Origin of the sequence: Streptacidiphilus sp. MAP5-3 (assembly GCF_041262505.1) — a bacterium.
In the GTDB taxonomy this organism is placed as follows: Bacteria; Actinomycetota; Actinomycetes; order Streptomycetales; family Streptomycetaceae; genus Streptacidiphilus.
Genome location: NZ_JBGCCL010000005.1, coordinates 289,943 through 306,999, shown reverse-complemented (window position 1 = coordinate 306,999; position 17,057 = coordinate 289,943). Strand labels below are relative to the sequence as shown.

Genomic DNA, 17,057 nt, shown 5'->3' with positions numbered 1-17,057 from the left:
CCGCCCGTTTGTGCTGGTCAGGGCAGCAAGCAGGGGCGCACGGTTGCGCGCGCCCCTGCTTGCTGCCTGTCTGCCTCAGGCGCGGTGCCTGCCTCGGCTGCGGTGCCTGACTCAGGTGCCGGCCAGCGGCAGCACCGCGCCGAGCAGCAGACCGCGCCGCGCCGCGTTGTCCAGGGCGCTGCGCAGCAGGTCCTCGCGCGGCTGACGGCCGATACTGCCCGCCGGGGCGGCGAGCATCATCACGTGTGCCTGCTGCGAGGCGGCCGAGCGCCACGCGTCGGTCACCTGGAGCGGCTGGTGCGCCTGCCACCACGCGTTGGTGCCGCCGCCGGGGGAGGGCTGCAGCACGGCGTGGAGTTGACCCATCGCCATCAGCACCGACCAGCCGGGCAGCTGGCCGGGCGGCTGGTCCACGTCCGGGACGAGCTGGAAGCCGTGCTCCATGAGCAGCTCACCGAAGGCGTCCTCGCCGACCGCAGTGCCGGGGCGCCCGATCGGCCCGGTCGGCTCGACCACGAGCGCCGCCCGCGGTACTCCGGGGAACTCCCCGCCCTTGCAGAGCACCAGACCGCAGGTCACCCCCAGGACCGCCGGTGCGACCTGGCCGGACGCAGCCGCCGGAGCGGAGGGCGCCGAAGGCGCGGGGACGGCTGCGGCGGGTGGGGCCGTGGCACTGATGCTGCGGACGGCGCCCTGGAGCTGCTCCTCGGCCACCTCGACCACCTGGGACGGGATGCACCGGGAGTGGGCGAAGGCGAGAACCGCTGTCTCCTCGCCGACGAACAGCACGGTGGCGGTCGGGTCCAGGGTGACGTCGCCCGGCGCCCGGCAGGAGGTGCAGTCGTAGCGGTCGGGGGCGGTGACCCCCTGGAGCAGACGATCGGCCTCGTCGTCACCGATCTCGGCACGGACCTCGTCGCTGACGTCGATCATGCGCTGCACGGATGACTCCTCGAATCGCTGGGCCGGGGACGTCTGGCCCCAGCCGATATGACGGCCGTGATGACAAACGCACCGGATGTGCCCGGGGTCACGGCCCCACCCCGAATCGGACGCGAACTCGACCGATTTCGGTCACTCTGACGCACCGTTGGGTGACCGTCCGTCGACCATGTGGGGGAGGTCACCCGGCCTGATGGCCCGGTTCCTGTGGTGGGCGTCACGAAACCGTCCGGCTGACGGTTCGACAAAAGTCCCAAATCGGACATCCGGTAAAGATTTCCAAGATTCTTACTAGCGGTAACGGCCGTGTGAACAGGGACTTTCCATCGAGGTTTGAGTCCACGACCGGGGAGTTCCTACCGTCATTGGCGTCGGTGCAACGAGCACCGCCCGGGTTCGCCCGTCTCCGCACTTTCCCCCTGCGTCCTTCGGGCGTGGGCCGTGGGAGGTGCCCGCCGCCGCAACAACAGACAGGTCGGTGGCGAGTGTCGGAGCGAGGGCGTGGGCCGGCCGAGCGCAGAGCCGTCGTGACGGACTGTGCGGGCCCCCGCTGACCCTGCCCGGGGCTGTCGAAAGGCATTTCATGAACTTCCGTGTCCGCACCGCCGTTGTCGCCGCCACGCTCGTCGCCGCTCCGGTGGCGGGTCTGCTGACCGCCACCACGGCGTCTGCTGCTTCGGTCTCCACCTGGGACGCCGTCGCGCAGTGCGAGTCCGGTGGCGACTGGTCCATCAACACGGGCAACGGCTTCTACGGTGGCCTGCAGTTCACCCCGAGCACCTGGGCGGCCTACGGCGGCACCCAGTACGCCTCCGAGGCCGACCAGGCCACCGAGGGTCAGCAGATCGCCGTCGCCGAGCAGGTCCTGGCCTCCCAGGGTCCGGGCGCCTGGCCCGTCTGCGGCCCGCAGGCCGGCCTGACCGCCGGTGGCGCCCCGGCTTCCGTCAACACCTCCTCCACGCAGCAGTCCGCTCCGGCGCAGCAGGCGGCCCCGGCTCAGCAGCCGCAGCAGTCCGCCCCGGTCCAGCAGTCCGCCCCGGCGCAGAGCAGCTCCTCCTCGGCCGGCAGCTACACCGTCAAGTCCGGTGACACGCTGAGCGCCATCGCGTCCGCCCACGGCACCACCTGGCAGAACCTGTTCGCCGCCAACAAGAGCGTCATCGGCGGCAACCCGAACCTGATCCTCCCGGGCCAGGTCCTCAACCTGGGCTGAGCCACCGGCTCTCCCAGCGCCTGACGACACCGGCGCGGCCTCCGTCCCCCGTGGACGGCGGCCGCGCTGTCGGCGTTGTCCGGCGCGGGCACCGGTGGGGTGCGCTGTCCGGGTGAGGCTGCGGCGTGGCAGATCATCAGATCATCTGACCGGCACGGAAACCGACGTAGCGTCAGCCGCCATGGGCATAGTCGGAAGATGTCTGACGGCCACGACGGCTGTCGTCCTGTGCGCGCTGCCGCAGTCGGCGTCGGCCGGGACGCGTGTCCCCGCCACGGTGTGGGACCGGCTCGCCGTGTGCGAGAGCAACAGCCGATGGCACGTCAACAGCGGCAACGGCTACTACGGCGGACTCCAGATCTCCCTGGAGACCTGGCGGGAGTCCGGCGGACTGCGCTACGCGTCCCGCCCCGACCTGGCCGCCCGGATCGAGCAGATAGCCACCGCCGAGAAGATCCTCGCCTGGCAGGGCTGGGACGCCTGGCCCAACTGCGCCCGCAGCCTCGGCCTCGTCGGCCACCGCCCGCCCGGCGGAGGCAGGCCGCCGGTCACCACACCCCCGCCCGGCACCACACCCCCGCCCGGCACCACGCCCACGCCGGTCACGACACCCCCGCCGAGCACCACGCCGCCGTCCGGCACGGTGCCCGCCACGTACACGGTCCGGGCCGGTGACTCGCTGGCGTCCATCGCCTCGCGTTTCCACCTGGCCGGCGGCTGGCCCGCGCTGTACGCGCGCAACCGTGCCGTCATCGGCCCCGACCCGAACGCGCTCGACGCGGGGACGGTGCTCCGTCTGCTGCCACCCGCGTCCTGACCGGCTGCCCGAGCAGCGTTCTGACGAGCGGCCGACGAGCGGCCTAACCTGCCGTCTCGTACGCCGCGACCACCGCGCCGCGCCGGAGTTCGAAGACGAGGTCCGGCGCGGCGGGCGCGGCCGGGAGGGACTGCTCCGCCAGGACCACCGTCCGGCCCGCCGCCACCAGCGCCATCAGTGCGGTGTGGACGCGCGCCACGACCTCCTCGGCCAGCCCCAGGCCGAGCTCGTCGAGCAGCAGCAACCGACCCGGCCCGGTCAGCACCCGGGAGAGTGCGACCATCCGCTGCTCGCCGCCCGACAGCGTCCCTGCCGTCCGGGACAGCAGCGGCTCCAGCTCGGGGAAGAGCGCCAGCGCGGCCGGGACCCCCGCGCCGCTGAGCAGCGTCAGGTTCTCCGCCACGGTCAGGGAGGGGAAGACGCCCTGCTCCGCCGGGAGCAGGGCGATGCCGAGCCGGGAACGGCGGAAGGTGTCCATCGTGGTGATGTCCCGGGCCCGCTCCGACCCGCCGTACCAGCGCACGCTGCCCGCAGCCAGCGGCGCGACCCCGGCCAGCGCCTGCAGGGCGCTGCTGCGGCCCGAGCCGTTCCGGCCCAGCAGCACCGTCATCGCTCCGGCCGCGACCGGCAGGTCCACCCCGTGCAGCGCCTCCAGCGGCCCGTACCGGACGCGGGCCGCCCGCAGCTCCACCTCAAGCGCCATGCGGCAGCACCCCGCCCCGATGCTCCGGCCCGTACCGATGCTCCGGCCGGGCGTGGAACTCGGTCCGGCCGGTCCGCATCACGTGCACGCCGGACGCCAGCTCGTCGACAAGCTCGCGGTCGTGCTCCACCAGCAGCAGGGCCAGCCCGCCCTCGGCCAGCGAGCGGAGCAGCTCCACCAGCAGCGCCGTCTCGCGCCGGTCCAGGCCCGCGCCCGGCTCGTCCAGCAGCAGCACGGCGGGCTGCGCCGCCAGCGCCCGGCCGAGTTCGACCAGCCGCAGCGTCCCGGTGGGCAGCTCGGCGGCGGCCTGGTCGCGCAGCTCGGCGAGGCCGAGCAGGCTCAGCAGCCGGTCGGCGTCCGCGGCGGACTCCCGTGCGGTGCGCCCGGCCGCCTGCTCCGCGCCGACGCGCAGGTTGTCGGCCACGGTCAGCCCGGGGAAGACGGCGATCTGCTGGAAGGTCCGGGCCAGCCCGAGCCGGGCCCGGGCATGCTCGGGCAGCCGGGTCAGGTCCCTGCCGCCGAGCAGCACCTGGCCGGAGTCCGCGCGCTGCGCGCCGCTGAGGCAGTCGAAGAGCGTGCTCTTGCCCGCGCCGTTGGGCCCGGTCAGGGCGGTGATCCGCCCCGGCGGCACGGCCAGGGTCACCCCGTCCACGGCGGTCACGCCCTGGAAGCGCTTGGTCAGGTTGCGCGCGGTCAGCCGCTCGCCCTCCCGCCGCGCCACCGTCGGCGCGGGCGCCGGCGCGGGCATGGGCGCAGCCGTCGGCGCGGGCGCCGGGGGAGTCGCCGCCTGCACGGGCAGCGTGATCCGCGCCGCCAGACGCCGTCCGAGCGGAGTCAGCCGGACCGGCTCCGCGCCCAGCTCCGCCGCCGTGCGGTGGGCGGCGTCCCTGGCCCGGGTCCCGCGTCCCGGCAGGCGGGTCAGCCCGGCCAGGCCGCCCGGCGGGAGCCGACCGAGCAGCAGCGCCAGCGCTCCGACGACCGCCGTCGAGACGCCCGCGACGGTCCCCGCGTCCAGACCCACCAGGGTGGCCGCCGCCAGCACCGCGCCGACCGCGCTGTCCGCGCCGAAGACCACCACCGCGGCGAACCAGATCAGGCCCAGCACCGGGTCGAAGGCGTTCGGGTCGAAGGCCTGCCCGCCCAGCCCCATCAGTCCGCCGCCCAGCGCGGCCAGCGCCGCGCCCAGCACGAAGGCCAGCAGCTTCAGCCGTGGCACGTCCACCCCGGCCGCCGCCGCGCCCGCCTCGTGGTCCCGCATCGCGCCCAGCGCCCGGCCGAGCCGTCCCCGGCGCAGCGCCCGGACCAGCAGCAGCGCGCCCGCCAGCAGGGCCAACTCCACCCCGTAGAAGAAGCGGTCCTGGCCCAGCATCCCGGTCCGGTCCAGCATGACGCCCGTGGTCGCGGCGGGCTGCTGGAAGACCAGGCGGCTGATCGCCGTGCCCACCGCGAAGGTGGTCAGCGCCAGGGCCAGCCCACGCCGCCGGATCGCGGGCCAGCCGACCAGCAGCCCGAGCGGCGCGGCCAGCACCACGGCGCAGAGCAGCGCCACCACAGGAGGGAACGCGGGCAGCCCCGCCACCCGCCCGCCCGCCAGCAGCCCGGTGAAGAGCGCGCCCAGCCCCGCGTACCCGGCCTGGCCCAGCGACACCTGGCCGCCGTAGCCGGTCACCACCGTGATCGACAGCAGCACCAGCGCCAGCGCGGGCACCTGCAGTGCCGACCGCAGGTCGTCGGCGCGGAACGCGAACGGCAGCAGCAGCAACACCGCGCAGCCGAGCCGCACCGCCGAGTTCCGGCCCGATCCGGCAGCACCACCCGACGCGATCGGACGCCCGGTCAGCACCGGGTGGTACGCGCGGCGTTCCGGATCCTCGCCGCCCCCGCCCCCGCGCCCGCGGCCGGTGAAGTCCAACGGCAGCACCAGCACCGCCACCAGCAGCGCCAGCGCGAACAGGTTCGCCCCCACCGCCTGCAGCAGCGACTGCTCCCAGCCGCTCGGATGGAACTGGGTCAGCTCGCTCTGCAGCACGCCCAGCGCCAGTGCCGAGGCGACCGCGACGGTCAGGCTGCGCAGCTGGGCGATCACCGCGACCGCCATCGTCTCCATCACCAGCAGCGGCAGTCCGTACGGGTCCAGCCGCAGTCCGGGGGCCAGCACCGCGCCGGTCACGCCGGCCGTGAACGCGCCGAAGGCCCAGCCGACCGAGGAGACCCGGTCCGCGTCCACTCCGGCCAGCTCCGCCAGCCTCCGGTTGTCGACGACCGCCCGCACCTGGGTGCCGAACGGCGTCCACCGGCCGACCACGGCCACCCCGACCGCCAGCACGCCGACCACCGCCAGCACCGCCCACGGGGTGGACGGCAGCAGACTCGGCGCGTCGCTCAGCGGCGTCGGCCCCCACAGCAGGAACGCCGCACCGACCAGCAGCACGAAGACGCCGAGGCAGGCCACCAGCGTCGCCACCGGCCCCGCGTCACGCCGTTGCAGCGGCCGGAAGACGAGGGCGTCCAGGGTCCAGCCGATCGCGGGAGCGAAGACCAGCAGGCAGACCGCGACGGCCAGGGCCTTGGGCCAGTGCCAGACCACCACGGTCTGCCGCACCGCATAGGCAGTGATCATCGCGATCGCGCCCTGCGCCAGGTTGAGCACGCCGGTCGCCCGGTAGCAGACCACCAGCCCGATCCCGGAGAGCGCGGCGGCGGCCCCGACGGTGAGCCCGGCCTGCGCCAGGTCCAGCGGCAGCGACGCCAGCTGCGCGTGCAGCAACGGCGCGTGTAGCAACTGCGCGTGCACCAGCTGAGCGGCGGGCACGTCAGGCCTCCGACGCGCTGTCAGCCGCGTCGCCAGGACCCGCGTTCCGGTCCGGCGTGCAGAGCGGACACGGACGCAGCCCGCGCTCGCGGGCCCCGGCCGGGGTCACCGGGACCGCGTCGCCGCGACCCTCGACCAGGAGGCACCCGACCCGGTGGTACGTGCGGCCGTTCGGCAGGTACGCCAGCCGCTCGGCGGCGCTGCCGGGGTGCGTCACGGCCGGCTCGGAAACGCCGCCCGAGGCCTGCTGGGACCGGGTCGCCTCCTCGACCAGCAGGTCGTACAGTAGGGCCAGCTGGCGGCGCAGCCGGTCGTCCTCACCGATCCGATCGCGCCGCGCCTCCTCCTCGGCCGCCCCGGGCCGGGCCAGCAGGACCGCGCCCGCGACGATCAGCGCCGCGCCGGGAACCGTGGCCGACGCGAGGTACGGGATCTGCCGCTCGGCGAAACGCTCGCCGGAGATGCCGTACCAGCCGAGCACGCACAGCAGGGCGCCCGCCGCGCCCAGCACCCAGCCCAACTGCGTCCACCCCGCCGTGAACCCTCGCACCGTGAAACCGCGAACCGTGAAGCCCCGCATCGTGAACCTCCGCATCATGGGGTTCCTCTCTCGGGATCTCGGGCTCTCAGGCTCTGGGCCGAATGGTCACGTTCCCTCATCAATACCCGCACGGGAGGGTTCCTGACGATGCCCGGGAGCTAGCTTGGGGATCCAGAGCTGATGCTAAGTCAGATCTCCGCACCCATCTCTCTCGACTCTCTCGCAACCCAGGACAGGGCGGTGAAGGTTGATGGACACAGAGCGGTTGGTGGACACAGAACGAGGTACGGGCCGAACCAGGACCGTCCTCTTCCGGGCCGGTACCGCGGCGGCGGTCCTGCTGCTCGCGGCGGCCTGCAGCAGCAGTGGCGGCAGCAGTGGCTCCGGCTCGCCCTCGGCGTCGGCCACTTCGGGCGCGGCCGGCAGTGCGCCCGCCGGCCCCAGTGGAAGTGCCGCAGCCGCAGCCTGCGGCAGCTCGGTGCCGTACACGGTCTCCGGCAGCGGACCCGCCGACGTGAAGACGGCCGCCCAGCAGGTCGCCGCGAACTACAACAAGTTCTTCGACCCGTCGACCTCCGACACCGCCAAGGTCGCGCTGTTGCAGAACGGGGTCAAGTTCACCCCGGTGCTGCTGGCCTTCGGCAAGGACCCGCAGGCGGCGCAGACGACGGTCGGCGTCACCAAGGTGGACTTCACCGGCGCCACCACCGCCGAGGTCACCTACAACGTCTGCCTGAGCGGCGCCGAAGCCCTGCCCAACAGCACCGGCAAGTCCGTCGAAGAGGGCGGAGTGTGGAAGGTCGCCGACACGACCCTGTGCGGGTTGCTCCAACTCAAGGCCGGCTCCTCGCCGATCCCCGGCTGCTCCTGAGGTGAGCGGGTGAGCGTCCTGCGCTCCGCACGCGCGAGGAGGGTCCGGGCGGCCGTCCTCGCGCTGCTCCTGCTGTGTGCGACCGCGTGCGGCAGCCGAGTGCCGCTGCGGGACTTCGGCGGCACCGCGCCAGCCGTCCCCGGGGGCACGGCGCAGCCCCCGATCCCGGTCGGCATCATCGCCTCGATCAGCAGCCCGCTGGGCGGCGACACCTTCTCCGGGCCGACGACCGGCGCCCAGGCCTTCTTCCAGGCGCTCAACGCGGCCGGCGGGATCAACGGCCGCCAGGTCAAGGTCTATCCGTGCGACGACAGCGGCTCCGGCATCGGCAACCAGAGCTGCGTGCACCAGCTGATCGACCAGGACCACGTGGTCGCCCTGGTCGCCGGGACCGAGCTGGAGTACGCGGGCGCGCCCTACGTGAGCGCGCAGGGTGTCCCCGACATCGGCGGCATCACCATCGGCACGGCCTACGACCAGTACCCGCACCTCTATCAGATCTACGGCACCGACGAACCGCGCGACGGCAGGACGGTCGGCTGGAACGGCGTGCTCTACCAGACCACCGAGGTCTACCGGTACTTCACGACCAAGCTCGGCCTCAGCCGCGCCGTGGTCGTCGCCTACAACCAGTCCGACTCCCTCCGCTACGCCGCGCAGCTCACCCAGGGACTCAAGGCCGAGGGCTACTCGGTGCTCAACGAGACCGTCGACTTCGCCCTGCCTGACTTCGCCGCCGTCGCCGCCGGCATGAAGGCCGACCACGCCCAGCTCCTACTCGACGCGATGGACCTGCGCGGCAACACCGGCCTCTGCCAGGCGATGGCCTCGGCGGGGGTCAGTGTGACGGCCAAGGTGACCAACGAGCAGAACTGGTCCGACGAGATCCGCTCCGACTACGCCTCCGTGCCCGGCTGCCGCGACGTCCTGTGGGCCACCTCGGACGCCCGCAACTACGAGGACACGCAGTACCCGGCGGTCGCCGCGTTCCGGGCGGCGATGCAGAAGTACTACCCGGACCAGCAGGGCCAGTTGTCCGAGTGGGAGCTACTGGGCTGGGCGGGCGCCCAGTGGTTCACCGACGCCGCCACCTCCTGCGGCGCGGACGTGACCCGCTCCTGCGTCGACGCCTACATGCAGCGCCCGCAGCCCTACGACGCCCACGGTCTGCTGATCCCGGCCTCGTTCGTGCCGAGCGCCCACCCGCCGACCGGCCCCACCAAGGCCTGCCTGAACGTGGCCCGTTGGGAGGACTCGGCCGACGGTGGCCAGGGCGGCTGGGCCACCCAGGTCCCGGACATGAACACCAACTGCTTCCAGGTGCCCGCGCTGCCGTACAAGCCGTGAGAGACGGTCAGGCTGTGATGCGGCGGGCTCAGCGCCCGTTGATCCCCTCGACGGGCGAGGAGGTGCCGACGCTGTCGGAGCTGTGCCTGCCGAGGCCGAGTCCCGATGAGAGGATCTTCTTGAGCTTCGGCGACAGCGTCGACGGGTCCGGCCCGACGCCGATCAGCTCCGAGGAGATGCTCATCGGCTGCGGGGTCACCGCGCGCAGCAGGATCCTGCCCTTGACGCCGGGGGTGTCCACGCCGCCGTACGGGGCCTTGAGCCGGTACACGGCGGTGGTGCGGGCCGGCAGCGTGGCCGGGCCGGAGAGCACCTTCCAGTAGTCCGAGATGGTCGCCCCGGTGCTGGTGGCGAAGTGCGGGGTGACCGCCTCGTCGCTGGTGTTGGTCACCGTCACCTGCACCCGCTGCAGCAGGTCCAGCAGCGCGAGTTCGCCGGCGCCGTCGCTGCCGCTCATCGCGGTCACAGACATCTGCAGCGGCGGGGGAGTGAGCATGGCCGCCGAGATGGTGACCACCGTCGGCGCGAGCAGCACCGGCACCAGCGCGGCGCGTACCGCCCGCGAGCCGAGCCAGCCTGCGCGCGGGTGCCAGGCGCGGTCGAAGTCGGCGGCGGAGACCGTCGCCGCGGCCATCACCCACAGCGGCACGGTCAGGTCGAAGTAGTCCTGCTGCGACCGGGTCGACAGGTAGAAGACCAGCCACGGCATCACGGTCACCGCCGGTCCCAGCCGCCGCGGGAAGAGCACCAGCAGCACCATCATCGCCAGGCAGAGCAACTGCCCGGCCACGCTGTAGAGATGCAGGCCACCGCTGCCGGAGGTGAAGAACGAGGAGATCCCGACCAGCCCCTGCCCGGCCGGGATCGCCTGCTGGGTCAGCGGGGTGAGCACCCCGCGCAGCCAGGCGTGCGTGCCCTGCAGGATGAACGGCAGGTTGATCGCCAGGAAGACCCCGGCGGTGATCGCCGCGTAGCGCAGCACCACCCGTGCCGCGTCCCGCGCGGGCATCTCGCCGCGCCGGATCATGAACATCCCGATCAGCAGGAACGGCGTCAGGAACCAGGTCAGCTGGTGCAGGCAGGCCGCGATCCCGAGGCAGACGGCCTGGGTGACGCCGATCAGGCCGAGCCGTCCGCCACGCCCGGTCCGGTGCCAGTAGGCCACGGTGACCAGCAGGAACGGCAGCTCCATGCAGCCCGGGTAGCCCATCTGCGCATAGTTGGGCAGCCAGCCGAAGCCGAAGCAGACGATCACCGCGACCGGGCGCCAGGAGACCGGCAGCAGCAGGAACATCACCACCGAGGCCAGCAGCAGCATCGCCGTCGCCGCCAGCCCGGCGGGCGGGTGGCTCAGGCCCAGCTTCATCGGGACCGCGGTGAAGATCGGCCCCAGCGGCGGGTAGTCGAGGCCGGTCGCCGCGCCGCCGTTCATCAGCGGGGTGGTTCCGACGTGGAACATCGAGAAGATCTGCGGCCACTGGGTCCCGTAGATGCGGCCGTGGTGCAGCAGGGTCCGGGCCGCCATGTGGATCAGCGAGCCCTCGTCGGTGCCGTAGTACACATGACTGGACACCACCCCGGGCGCGGGCGGCTGCGCGGCGGTGACCACGTAGAACCGGTTGACGCACTGCAGCGCGGCGACGGCCAGCATGAACGCGTCCACCAGCGTCATCACCCGCCGGGTCCGCACGCTCAGCGCCAGTACGGCGATCACCAGGATCGCGCCGAAGTACAGGATCACCGCGAAGGCGTGCACCTGCTGGTTGACGATGGTGCGGTTCCAGATGTCGCGCGCGCCGATCAGCATGGACGCGCAGGCGAGCACCGTCAGCATCCGGTTGACCTGGGCAGGCGGCAGCCGCAGCAGTTCCGGCGCGCTGTGCCCGGCCAGCACCCAGCGGCCGACCCGGCGCAGGCGCTCGGTGCGCGGCTCGGCGGAGACAGGTACCGCGCCGTCGTCCGGCTCGTCGTCGAGAGGAGCCGCAGGATCTCGGGACATCACTGGCACGAGCGCATCGTGACATGCCGTCAGCAGCTCCGGCCGCGCCCGCATGCTCCGGCTGCGGCCGAATTGACACCGCTGACCTGCGCTTTCTCGGCGGGCGAGTGAGGGGGCTGGTATCACTCCATCGGGTGAGGTCGTCCGGAATCCGGGACGGGGGCGCGCCCGGGGCGCGTGTCACGCCTCCGCGGCGGCGACGGCGCCGAGGATGGTCTCCGCGACCAGCGCCGGGTCGTCGTTCATCGGCACGTGGCCGCAGCCCGGCAGCCGGACGACCTTCGCCTTGGGCAGCCGGATCTCCGCGCGGTCGGCCTGCCTGGGGACCAGCAGCCGGTCCTTGGTGCCCCAGCCGATGGTCACCGGGACACCGCTGACGTCGACGCGGTAGTCGACGCCGCGTCCCGCCTTGAGGGTCGCGGCGAAGCCCTTCGCGCCGCGCAGCGCCCGGGTCTCGGCCAGTGCGTCCTCGGGCGCGCGCAGCTTCGGGCGGGCGTAGATCGAGCCGACGAGCAGGCCGCGGGTGGACGGGTTCTCGGCGAGCCGGCGGGCCAGCGGGGCGGGCAGGGTCCGCGCGCCGAAGCGCATACCGAGCAGCACGCCGAACGCGTAGGCCTGCTCCGGCCGGGTCCAGAACCCGGCGGGCGAGAGCGCCGTCACCGAGCGCGCCAGTCCACGTCGGCCCATCTCCAGCGCCAGCAGCCCGCCGAGCGAGTTGCCGACCACGTGCGGGCGCTCCACCTCCAGTGCGGCGCAGAGCGAGCCGAGGCCCGGCACGACCGACTCCAGGTCGTACGCGACCCCGGCCGGAAGCGGCGCGGACGCGCCGAAGCCGGGCAGGTCGATCGCGATCACGTCGTGCCGCTCGGCCAGCGCGGGGAGCACCGGCTCCCAGGCCTGCCAGTGGTGGCCGATCCCGTGCATCAGGAGCAGCGGGGTACCGCTGCCCCGGCGCTCGTACCGCACGGTGACGGTGCGCGGGCCGTGCGGTGTTTCGTGCTGGTACGCGATCTCGGCGGGCATGGCGACTCCCTTACTAGACCTGGTGTCAGTAAGAATTACCGGAGAGTAGCTTCGCCGACAAGAGGGTGCGCGGAAGAGGAGCTGCCGGGTGGAATCTGTGGTTCAGGGAGCGATGGGGTTCAGGGTGCAGTGTGGCTCGGGGTGCAGCAGGGTTCAGGGTGTGCTGGGGCTCAGGGCGCGCTGGGCGAGTACAGCAGGATGTACGCGCCGTAGAGCCCGGACGAGATCGCGCAGGCCGCGAGGACCGCGTAGAGCGTGGCCTTGGTCCGCACCCGGGCCAGCCCCGCCGCCAGCGGGATCAGCAGCGGGAAGGCCGGCAGCAGGAACCGGGCCCGCGAGGAGAAGAAGGCGGTGTCGCCGTAGGAGATCACCATGATGACGAAGCTGAACATCACGAACGCCAGCGGCTGACGCTGCGCCAGTGAGGTCACGAAGACCACTGCCGCCGCGATCAGCACCCCGGCTACCACCGGGTAGTACAGGCCGACCGGGTTGGCCGAGGTGAAGAGCAGCCGCATGTCGTGCGCGGTCGACGCGCCGAAGTTGAACTTGGAGTGCCAGCCCGCCTGTATCTGGAAGTAGGCGTTCCAGCTGTGCAGGCGCAGCGCCGTCCAGGCGACGAAGCCGACCCAGCCGACGGGCGCCATCAGGATCGCCGCCAGCGGCTTCCACAGCGGCGGCTCGTCGGCGACCGGGGCGGCGGCGAGGTCGGTGCCGTCGAACCAGGGGAGCCGGTCCAGCCAGGGGAGGAGCCGGGTGCGTCCCTGCTCTGAGCGGCGCTCCTGGTAGCGCAGCCAGATCTCCATGGCCGCCGCGCACATCACCGCCGCCGCGACGGCGACGCCGGTCGGCCGGGTCAGGCCCGCGAGGACCGACAGCACCCCGGCCGCGATCCAGCGCCGGGAGACCACGCAGTAGAGCGCCCAGGCGGAGAACATGGTGAACGCCGACTCGCTGTAGCCCGCCGTCTCGACGGCGGCGACCGGGGCCACGCCCCACAGCAGCGCGGCGATCGTGCCGATCTTGTCGCCGTAGCGGAACGACGTCGCCGCGAAGATGCCCCAGGCCGCGCCTACCGCGCACGCCGAGGCGGTCAGCACCCCGACCGTGCCCCAGCTCAGGAAGGGCAGCACGGTGTGGGTGACCTTGATCATCGCCGGATAGACCGGGAAGAAGGCCAGGTTGGTCGTCTGTATCGTCGCGCCGGGCAGCATCGGACGTATCGCGTGGTCGTAGCCGTGCTGGGCTATGTCCAGGTACCAGGACGCGTCCCAGTGCAGGGCCAGCCGACGCAGTGCGTAGCTCACCGAGCCCGGGCTGAGGAAGATGATGAGCGACATGCCGACGGCGCGCGCCACCATGAAGAGCAGCAGTGCCGGTTCGGCGGCCCGGAGCGCCAGGGCCAGTCCGGTGCGCCACCCTCTCGGGGTCCGTACCGGGAGGCGGATCGCGAGGCCGGAGGTCGGCGCGTGCGCCTGGCCTGCCTTCTGCTCGGGCTGCTCGGGCGCGCTGGTCGGAACGCTCACGGTTTCCTCGGTGATGGGAAGGGCTCGAAGATCGGTCGGCATGAGGAGCCGAGCATGACGTCATCCTGTCAGCTCAATGTGTACGGATCGGAAAATTGAGGTGAGATCCGGTTCGGAGTGAAGGCGGGCCGACGTGCGGCTTTGCGTTCGAGTGGCGGAGCTGCGCACGACCTGCGCACAACCTGTGTCAGGGCCGCGCCTGCCTTGGGGCAGACGTGTGTCGGGCTCGCATTGGTTGCATGTCGGACCTGTGCCGGGTATGCGGGCGGCGTGAGTTCGGGTAAAAATTGACAAAATGTTGAAATGACGCTTCTCTGCCCCTTATGGGGACAGGGTTCGGTGGGGTGGCATGGCGTCGGGCCGGGGCGGAGCTGGTGGGGACGGCGCTGCTGGCGGCGGTGGTGGTCGGGTCGACGGACAAGGCGGTCGCGCTCGGTCGTGATCCCGCCACGGTGCTCCTGGCGACCTCGCTGGCGACCTCCAGTGCGCTCGGGGTGCTGATCCTGCTCTTCGCCCCGGTCTCCGGCGGTCACCTCAATCCGGTGGTCACCCTCACCGTGCGAGGTCTCTCCGTGCGCGCCCGCGTCGTCCGTCTCGTCGCGCAGCTGCTCGGTGCCGCCGTCGGCGCGGTGCTGGCCGAGGCGATGTTCGGCAGGCCGCTGCTGGCCGCAACCGGCGCGCGCCTGGGCGGGGCCGGGACGCTGCTCGGGGAGGTGGTCGGCACCGCCGGGCTGATCCTGGTCGTGCAGGGCCTCGACCGCACCGGCCGGGACCGGATGATCCCGTCGGCGGTGGCCGCTTACGTCGCGGCCGGGATCTGGTCCACCTCCTCCGGTGCCTTCGCCAACCCCGCCGTCACCGTGGCCCGTTCGCTCACCGGCGGCCCGTCCGGCCTGGCTCCGGCGTCACTCCCCGCCTTCCTTGCCGCGCAGCTGATGGGAGCGGCGCTCGGCGGCGTGGTGGCCGCACTGATCTTCCGCCGGTCGCCGGAAGCGTCGCCGGAGATTTCGCCGGAAGGGTCTGCGGATGCGTCTGCTGATGCCTCTCCGGATTCATCGCTGCACATCGCGGCCGACGCTTGCGCGTCCTGTGGCAGGTGGTCCGGCAACCCTCTGCGCCCGTCCCCGTCCTGCCGCGCGGAGGGCTGTGCCCAGGGCTGCGCGTAGGGCTGGAGGGCTGCGCTTAGGATCGAACCGTCGGTGGGTCGAGGTCCGGTGAAGGGGGCGGCAGGTGGCAGCGGATCAGGCGGCGGCCGGCCGGTTCGAGGAGGAACGGCCGGGTGTCATCGCCGCCTACGCCGCGTTGCTCGCCGAGGCCGAGAGCCCCCTGGTCGCGACCGGCCGTTGGCCCAGGGTCCGCCGCAACGTCGAGAACGTGCTGCGCGAGTGCGCGGCCGGACTGCGTGGCGAGCAGCCCCAGGTGTCCGATGCCGCACTGGTCAGCGTCGAACTGCTCGGCGCCCGGCGCGCCCTCGACGGCATCCCCGCCGAGGAGTCGGTCCGTGCCGCGCGATTCCTCTGGCAGGCCACCGGGCCCGCGCTGGAGCGTGCCCTCGCGCCCGTGCCGCCGCGCCTGCGCGACCAACTCCGCCGCCAGGCGGGCCGCGCCTTCTACCGCAGCGTCAGCACCCGGCTCCGGGCCGGTGCCGCCGGATACGCCGACCACGGCCTGATCGACCTGTTGGTCGGCATCGAGCGGGCCGCACTCGGAGCGGGCCAGGCCCCGCTGCCCACCCAGCGGACCCCGGAGGCCGCATCGGGGTCTCGCCCCGACCCCGGCGCCCACCGCCGCATCGCCGCCGAACTCGGCGTGCCCGAGACCCCCGAGGCGGAGGTCCGCACCACCCTCCGAGCCGCCCTCCGGCGCGCGGAGGCCCGCGAGCGGTGATCGCGGCGGGCGCCCAGCGCGTGGTGCGAAGGTAGCGCCGGCCGCCCGCTGAGCAGGCGAGACCTTCACACCACGCCCTACGCTGGCCGTGTATGACCTCCGTCCGGGCCCGGCCCGTACCCCTCTCCCGTCCCGCTGACAGCGGACCCGCGCTGCGCCGGACCGTGGGGCGCGCCGCGCCCGCGCTCGTCGCCTTCGCGGCCGTCCGCGGGCTCGGGATCGTGCTGGTCCTCGGGTACGGATGGGCCCACGGCAAGGACCCGATCGCCCGGCTCGGCACGCTCTGGGACGCCGGTTGGTACGCCCTGATCGTCGACCACGGCTACTCCCGGAGCAACGGCGCGATCGGCGCGCACGGCATCCCCTACTCGCCGCGCGCCTTCTTCCCGCTCTACCCCGGCCTGGCCCGCGCGGTTCGCGAGGTCACCGGGATCGACACGGCCGGCGCCCTGGTCGCCGTCTCCTGGGTGTCCTCCCTGGCGGCGGCCTGGGCGATCTTCGCCATCGCCGACCGCCTCTGGAGCCGTCGGGTCGGCGTCATCGCCGCCGTGCTCTGGGGCGTCCTGCCGCTGGCCGCGGTGGAGTCCATGGGTTACTCGGAGGCGCTCTTCACCGCCCTCTGCGCCTGGAGCCTCTACGCCCTGCTGGCGGAACGCTGGGTCAGCGCGGGGGTGCTCTGCGCCCTGGCCGGGCTGACCCGACCGAGCGCCTCCGCGCTGATAGCGGCGGTCGCGCTGACCGCGCTGATACGTCTGTGGCGCGATCGCCCGCCGGGCCTGCGCGGCCTGCTGCACCTGCGGGACGGACGATGGCGTCCGGCGGCGGCCGTGGTGCTCGCCCCGCTCGGCTGGCTCGGCTACGTGGTCTATGTGAGCCTGGCCGCGCACTCGCTCGACGCCTACTTCCACATCCAGGACGCGTGGAACACCGGCCTCGACTGGGGCGGCAGCACCCTGCACTGGTACGCCCGGCTCACCGCGGACCTCTTCGGCTCCAACGCGAGCGCCCGCCACTGGGCCGTCGGCAAACTCCCGGAGGCGCTCACCGGGATCGGCTACCTGGTGCTGCTCGTGGCAGCCCTGTGCCGGCGCGGCTACCGCAGGCAGCCGCTGCCGCTGTTGGTCTTCGGGGCGGGCATGGTCCTGGTCGACGTCGTCAACGCCTCGCCCTACCCGCCGATCGCCCGGTTCCTGCTCCCGGCTTTCACCCTGCTCTACCCCTTGGCCCAGTGGCTCGCCGACCGGCGCGCCGTCGCCTGGCCGTTCCTGGCGACGGCGGCGGTCGCGTCCGCCGTGTACGGGGTGTCGCTGGTGTACTACGGCGGCGCGCCCGCCTGAACTCGCGTTCTGGGGCGGACGCGCCGACCTGCGCTCGGC

At 73.1% G+C, this 17,057-nt stretch carries 14 protein-coding genes; 7 read left to right on the top strand and 7 right to left on the bottom strand.

Features of this window, described 5'->3' with window-relative positions; translation table 11 throughout:
* Positions 1–111: 111 nt before the first annotated feature.
* Positions 112–942 carry a hypothetical protein gene (locus ABH928_RS11485; RefSeq protein WP_370064944.1) on the bottom strand — a complete coding sequence of 277 codons (831 nt, stop codon included), beginning with the start codon at positions 940–942 and terminating at the stop codon, positions 112–114.
* Positions 943–1,525: 583 nt separating this feature from the next.
* Here ABH928_RS11485 and ABH928_RS11480 point away from each other — a divergent pair.
* Together ABH928_RS11480 and ABH928_RS11475 are read left to right on the top strand one after the other, a co-directional pair.
* Positions 1,526–2,155 carry a transglycosylase family protein gene (locus ABH928_RS11480; RefSeq protein WP_370064942.1) on the top strand — a complete coding sequence of 210 codons (630 nt, stop codon included), beginning with the start codon at positions 1,526–1,528 and terminating at the stop codon, positions 2,153–2,155.
* Between the two features lie 181 nt (positions 2,156–2,336).
* Positions 2,337–2,972: a transglycosylase family protein gene (locus tag ABH928_RS11475; protein ID WP_370064940.1), complete on the top strand. Its 636-nt coding sequence runs from the start codon at positions 2,337–2,339 to the stop codon at positions 2,970–2,972.
* Between the two features lie 43 nt (positions 2,973–3,015).
* Here the strand turns inward: ABH928_RS11475 and ABH928_RS11470 are convergent, their stop codons facing one another.
* From ABH928_RS11470 to ABH928_RS11460, 3 genes are read right to left on the bottom strand one after another with little or no spacing between them, the layout of a single operon-like run.
* Positions 3,016–3,675: an ATP-binding cassette domain-containing protein gene (locus tag ABH928_RS11470; RefSeq protein ID WP_370064938.1), complete on the bottom strand. Its 660-nt coding sequence runs from the start codon at positions 3,673–3,675 to the stop codon at positions 3,016–3,018.
* Positions 3,665–6,487, bottom strand: coding sequence for an ATP-binding cassette domain-containing protein (locus ABH928_RS11465; RefSeq protein ID WP_370064936.1), 2,823 nt, complete (start codon positions 6,485–6,487; stop codon positions 3,665–3,667). The genes ABH928_RS11470 and ABH928_RS11465 overlap by 11 nt, the downstream gene beginning before the upstream one ends.
* A 1-nt stretch (position 6,488) precedes the next feature.
* Positions 6,489–7,067, bottom strand: coding sequence for a hypothetical protein (locus ABH928_RS11460; protein WP_370064934.1), 579 nt, complete (start codon positions 7,065–7,067; stop codon positions 6,489–6,491).
* Positions 7,068–7,296: 229 nt separating this feature from the next.
* On the opposite strand from ABH928_RS11460, the gene ABH928_RS11455 reads away from it, so the two are divergent.
* On the top strand, positions 7,297–7,899 hold the full coding sequence (locus tag ABH928_RS11455; protein ID WP_370064932.1) for a hypothetical protein: 603 nt from the start codon (positions 7,297–7,299) through the stop codon (positions 7,897–7,899).
* Positions 7,900–7,908: 9 nt separating this feature from the next.
* Positions 7,909–9,246, top strand: a complete 1,338-nt coding sequence (locus ABH928_RS11450) for an ABC transporter substrate-binding protein (protein ID WP_370064930.1) — start codon at positions 7,909–7,911, stop codon at positions 9,244–9,246.
* A 28-nt stretch (positions 9,247–9,274) separates the two neighbouring features.
* Here ABH928_RS11450 and ABH928_RS11445 read toward each other — a convergent pair whose 3' ends face one another.
* The 3 genes from ABH928_RS11445 to ABH928_RS11435 form a co-directional block, all read right to left on the bottom strand.
* Entirely contained in the window at positions 9,275–11,245 is a 1,971-nt protein-coding gene (locus ABH928_RS11445; RefSeq protein ID WP_370064928.1) for a hypothetical protein, read from the bottom strand.
* Positions 11,246–11,425: 180 nt separating this feature from the next.
* Positions 11,426–12,268 carry an alpha/beta fold hydrolase gene (locus tag ABH928_RS11440; RefSeq protein WP_370064926.1) on the bottom strand — a complete coding sequence of 281 codons (843 nt, stop codon included), beginning with the start codon at positions 12,266–12,268 and terminating at the stop codon, positions 11,426–11,428.
* Positions 12,269–12,438: 170 nt separating this feature from the next.
* Positions 12,439–13,794 (bottom strand): mannosyltransferase family protein, encoded by a 1,356-nt coding sequence (locus ABH928_RS11435; protein ID WP_370064924.1) that lies wholly within the window; start codon positions 13,792–13,794, stop codon positions 12,439–12,441.
* 344 nt (positions 13,795–14,138) lie between these two features.
* On the opposite strand from ABH928_RS11435, the gene ABH928_RS11430 reads away from it, so the two are divergent.
* From ABH928_RS11430 to ABH928_RS11420, 3 genes are all read left to right on the top strand, one after another.
* Positions 14,139–14,960, top strand: a complete 822-nt coding sequence (locus tag ABH928_RS11430) for an aquaporin (protein ID WP_370064922.1) — start codon at positions 14,139–14,141, stop codon at positions 14,958–14,960.
* Positions 14,961–15,024: 64 nt separating this feature from the next.
* A complete protein-coding gene (locus tag ABH928_RS11425; protein ID WP_370064920.1) occupies positions 15,025–15,681 on the top strand; it encodes a hypothetical protein in 657 nt (218 codons plus the stop codon).
* A gap of 92 nt (positions 15,682–15,773) precedes the next feature.
* Complete coding sequence (locus ABH928_RS11420) at positions 15,774–17,018, top strand: glycosyltransferase family 39 protein (RefSeq protein WP_370064918.1); 1,245 nt, start codon at positions 15,774–15,776, stop codon at positions 17,016–17,018.
* The last annotated feature ends 39 nt before the right edge of the window (positions 17,019–17,057 follow it).

What these genes read in the sequence shown, in the direction of transcription:
- ABH928_RS11480 (WP_370064942.1), top strand. Translation starts at nt 1,526, where the DNA reads ATGAACTTCCGTGTCCGCACCGCCGTTGTCGCCGCCACGCTCGTCGCC.
- ABH928_RS11475 (WP_370064940.1), top strand. Translation starts at nt 2,337, where the DNA reads ATGGGCATAGTCGGAAGATGTCTGACGGCCACGACGGCTGTCGTCCTG.
- ABH928_RS11470 (WP_370064938.1), bottom strand. Translation starts at nt 3,675, where the DNA reads ATGGCGCTTGAGGTGGAGCTGCGGGCGGCCCGCGTCCGGTACGGGCCG.
- ABH928_RS11460 (WP_370064934.1), bottom strand. Translation starts at nt 7,067, where the DNA reads ATGCGGGGCTTCACGGTTCGCGGTTTCACGGTGCGAGGGTTCACGGCG.
- ABH928_RS11445 (WP_370064928.1), bottom strand. Translation starts at nt 11,245, where the DNA reads ATGTCCCGAGATCCTGCGGCTCCTCTCGACGACGAGCCGGACGACGGC.
- ABH928_RS11440 (WP_370064926.1), bottom strand. Translation starts at nt 12,268, where the DNA reads ATGCCCGCCGAGATCGCGTACCAGCACGAAACACCGCACGGCCCGCGC.
- ABH928_RS11420 (WP_370064918.1), top strand. Translation starts at nt 15,774, where the DNA reads ATGACCTCCGTCCGGGCCCGGCCCGTACCCCTCTCCCGTCCCGCTGAC.